At 52.3% G+C, this 3,605-nt stretch carries 5 protein-coding genes and 1 tRNA gene; 3 read left to right on the top strand and 3 right to left on the bottom strand.

What is annotated here, in order from left to right; translation table 11 throughout:
• Positions 1-18: 18 nt before the first annotated feature.
• Positions 19-312 carry a YkvA family protein gene (locus G463_RS21225; RefSeq protein ID WP_051322414.1) on the bottom strand — a complete coding sequence of 98 codons (294 nt, stop codon included), beginning with the start codon at positions 310-312 and terminating at the stop codon, positions 19-21.
• A gap of 161 nt (positions 313-473) precedes the next feature.
• Here G463_RS21225 and G463_RS21220 point away from each other — a divergent pair, with 161 nt between their 5' ends.
• The 3 genes from G463_RS21220 (at position 474) to G463_RS0117060 (ending at position 2,161) form a co-directional block, all read left to right on the top strand.
• Positions 474-839 carry a PadR family transcriptional regulator gene (locus tag G463_RS21220; RefSeq protein ID WP_051322413.1) on the top strand — a complete coding sequence of 122 codons (366 nt, stop codon included), beginning with the start codon at positions 474-476 and terminating at the stop codon, positions 837-839.
• Positions 812-1,528, top strand: coding sequence for a hypothetical protein (locus tag G463_RS0117070; RefSeq protein WP_026976097.1), 717 nt, complete (start codon positions 812-814; stop codon positions 1,526-1,528). Before G463_RS21220 ends, G463_RS0117070 begins: the two co-directional genes overlap by 28 nt.
• 546 nt (positions 1,529-2,074) lie before the next feature.
• A tRNA-Leu gene (locus tag G463_RS0117060) sits at positions 2,075-2,161 on the top strand.
• 114 nt (positions 2,162-2,275) lie between these two features.
• Here G463_RS0117060 and G463_RS0117055 read toward each other — a convergent pair.
• Both G463_RS0117055 and G463_RS24160 read right to left on the bottom strand, forming a co-directional pair.
• The gene (locus tag G463_RS0117055; RefSeq protein WP_026976095.1) at positions 2,276-3,412 is read right to left on the bottom strand and encodes a site-specific integrase; all 1,137 of its coding nucleotides are present in this window, start codon (positions 3,410-3,412) and stop codon (positions 2,276-2,278) included.
• Between the two features lie 4 nt (positions 3,413-3,416).
• The gene (locus G463_RS24160; RefSeq protein ID WP_425387080.1) at positions 3,417-3,530 is read right to left on the bottom strand and encodes a helix-turn-helix domain-containing protein; all 114 of its coding nucleotides are present in this window, start codon (positions 3,528-3,530) and stop codon (positions 3,417-3,419) included.
• Between the last annotated feature and the right edge of the window lie 75 nt (positions 3,531-3,605).

Raw genomic sequence — 3,605 nt, 5'->3', positions numbered from 1 at the left:
CGCAGCGTGAGACGGTTTTTATCTGAATTGTAAATCTATCATCTCTTTCTTAAAAGCCATCCCATCTGTCTTGACAATGTGGGGTTCAATACGCCCATCCTCACGAGCCATGCGACGATGTTCATTCGTAATCTCACCATGCCACTTGGCCATAGCCATTAGTACGACCACCCAATCATCGATCTCCCCCGGATAAGGGATCCCATCAGGTATTCCGTCAAGCGGACTAATAAAGTAGGCCAGAGCTGCAAATGCTATAATCTTTGCCTGAAGAGGTGTGGCCGAGTCGATGGCGCAGTAACACAGCGCCACTGCGTCTTCAACAAACGGAATTCTCTCCGCTACTGTCTTTTACTTGGTTCAAAATGTCTTTCGAACAAATGTTAAAGGTCCAGTTGACGAACGGATCGTCCATTCGCTAATATTAAGTTATACTTAGTAATTTTTACGTAGCTCCGTGTGGGGGTGGACCTGTGCCGAGACCAGATATTACTCACTTTTCCGATCCTTCGTTCCTCATCCTCGCCAGCCTCTCGACAGGCCCGAAACACGGCTATGCCATGATGGAGGACATTCAGGCGTTCAGCGGTGTGTCCCTGGAGCCTGGAACGCTGTACGGGGCCATCAGCCGCCTCGAGGAACGCGGTTTCATCCGCGCCCTGGCGACAGATGAACGGCGGCGGCCCTACGAGATCACGGCGGCGGGGGAGGCGTTGTTCCGAGAGCGGATTGCGATGTTTGAAAAACTCTCCGAAGAGGGAAAACGGCGGATGAGGTTGCATGAACGGTCGGCGGAAGGAGGTCGATTCGTGTGGATCCCGTCCTGCACTGGTTGCTGAAGCTCTATCCAAGAGCTTGGAGAACACGTTACGAGGATGAGATGAAGGCTGTGCTGGAAAGCCATCGCGTCACCTGGCGGACGCATTTGGATCTGGTGCTGGGGGCCCTTCGAGCCCAACTGTTCTGGGAGCGCAAGGGGCTGTGGCGGATACAGTTTGCGGCGGGCGCAGCGATGCTGTTCATGTTGTGTCTGTTTGGCTATACGGCGGTGCAGCAGCACCTGCGAATGAGCGCCAATTTCCCGCAGGAGACCATCGTGCGCGACATCGTGGCCTCGCTCGATGCTGGGCAGGATGCGAAAACGGTGGTACCGCAGGCATCGGTGGATGTGGCGTCCAGTCTCTCGCCGTTTGTCATCGTCTACGACAACCAGGGCCATGTGGTGGAGAGCAACGTTCGCCTGAACGGACAGACACCAGAGCTGCCATCGGGGGTACTCCAGTATACTCTTGCGCACGGGAAGGATACCATCACCTGGCAGCCGCAACCGAATGTGAGAATCGCCGCAGTAGTTCAGCGTTACGATGGGCATGGCGGTGGGTTCGTTCTCTCGGGCCGGATGCTACGGGTGGTCGAAGCCCAGGAGACGGCGTGGCTGAACATCGCCGCCTGTACGTGGGTGGCCCTGTTGGCGGTGTTCTCCATGCTGCTGTTTACGCGTCATCGCCTGCGGCAACGACAGGTTTGATCTGTGGCGTTAGGCCAGGCACGCACCGGACGCTTGTTGACGGATTTTCCACACCAAGCCATCGAAGCGGCTTGGTGTGGACGCGATCCTGTGTTGGTGGTTTGGTTTAAGCCGCGGGTCGTCTCCGGATTACGGACCGCAATGTCAAAAGGGAACAAACAAGGGCCGATGCAGACAGGACAAGTTTCCAAACCGGTGGAACCATCCAAGCCAGGCATTGCAGGGTCATCACCGCGAACAGGAGTCCGTTGACCCTGCTGCGATTTATCAACCACGCACATCCGGATAGTATGACAGCCATCAAGGATAATATGATGCCAATGCTCATTACCTGTGTCCCTCCTGCGTCGTGTGTAGTACGGCCCGATGATGACGTGAAATCCCGAGATTTCAAACCGGATAAAAATTGTTGATATGTACATTTTACCATAAATGCTGTCTGCCGTGGTAAAGACCTTGCGTTGACGCTTCCGTCCGATGGAGTGTTCGCCGAACAGAGCATTGATTCAGCGTCCCCAGCGTGATACACTGCGACATGAGAAGCATGCCGGGGTGGCGGAATTGGCAGACGCAGCAGACTTAAAATCTGCCGGGGGCAACCCCGTACGGGTTCGAGTCCCGTTCTCGGCACCAGGTAAAAACCCTTATGTGGTGCGGGTTCTCAGGCCATTGAGAATCCACACTTTCTCTTTTTGTTAAGTCCGTTTGGTTCACTTGCAACCGATTTGCAACCATCGCTTTGTTCATTCACTTTTGCACCCGTTTGAATAACACGTCGTCAAATTGCTGTGCAACCTCGCGTTGCAGCCCTGGGACTAGGTGCGAATACGTATCCATCGTAATCGTGATTGTACTGTGTCCGAGCCGTTCGCTTACAATCTTCGGATGAACACCTTGTAACAGCATCAGGCTTGCGTGCGTGTGTCGAAGATCATGGAATCGGATACGTGGCAACCCTGACTTTTTCAACGCACGATACCATGCGTCGTCAAATGTCTTGGGGTGCATATAGTACCCATTCGGACGAGCAATTACCAAATCATGATCCTGATATTCAGCCCCCATTTTGAGTCGTTCTTTCGTTTGCTTTGCCTTATGCTTTCTCAGCGCATTGACTGTTTCCGTTGACAATGCAACCGCGCGTCTGCTTTTTTCCGTCTTCGGTTCCTTTATCAAAGGCTGACCATCGATCCACTTTAGGGTACCGTTAACAATGGCAACTTGGTTGGTAAAGTCTACATCCTTCCAACGCAGCGCCAAGATTTCACCTTGCCGCATGCCTGTCATAATCGCGAGGAAGAATCCAATCCAATAACGACTGTCCTCGGATTTAGCCGATTCAAGAAATTGTAGTGCTTGTTCCGCAGTCCAGATCTTGTACTCTCTCCGTTCCACACGTGGTGGATCTACTGCATCCGCAACGTTTCTGGCAAGCCATCCCCACTTAACAGCCCGATCTAGGGCTTGTCTAATGATTGCGTGAGCAAATTGGACAGAACGATTTGATAGCGCCTTGTCTCCTTGTTGCATTTTCCTGTAGCAATCCTGAATGTGTTTGGGTGTGAGTTTAGCCAGTTCAACGTTGCCAAGCTTCGGAATGATGTGCCCATTAACCAGCCAACTATACGAACGGAATGTATCCTCTCTAAGAGTTGACCGCTTGTCCTGCATCCACTCGCGCATATACTCTCCAAACTTTTGCTTAGGGGTTGAAACATACGACCCTGATTCGATTTCAGCAATCTTCTGCGCCAAGAACGCCTCTGCGTCTTTCTTCGTCTTGTGCCCTCCGAACCACTTTCGAATTCGCTTTCCGTTCTCGTCATACCCAACATCCACGACAACACTCCATGTGCTTCCTCTTTTGCGAATGTGCCCCCGCATGTCATTACCTCCTTTGATTTGATAGCCATTCTTCTAGTGCTGCTTTCGGCACTCGAATGGATCGATCAATTTTAACAGCTGGAAAGTCCTTGCGGCGTGCTATTGCCCCTTCAGGCAACGTAGTTTGAGGAAAGTGGAGGATCAACCAGTGGAATGGAGAATATCACCAACGGTGGTGATATTCATGTGCCTG

It is taken from the genome of Alicyclobacillus contaminans DSM 17975 (genome assembly GCF_000429525.1).
In the GTDB taxonomy this organism is placed as follows: Bacteria; Bacillota; Bacilli; order Alicyclobacillales; family Alicyclobacillaceae; genus Alicyclobacillus_A; species Alicyclobacillus_A contaminans.
The sequence above is the reverse complement of the archived record's forward strand: the minus strand, read 5'-3'. Positions and strand labels throughout refer to the sequence as shown.

Excerpts from the sequence above, each read along its gene's own strand:
- G463_RS0117055 (WP_026976095.1), bottom strand. The coding sequence starts at position 3,412 with ATGCGGGGGCACATTCGCAAAAGAGGAAGCACATGGAGTGTTGTCGTG.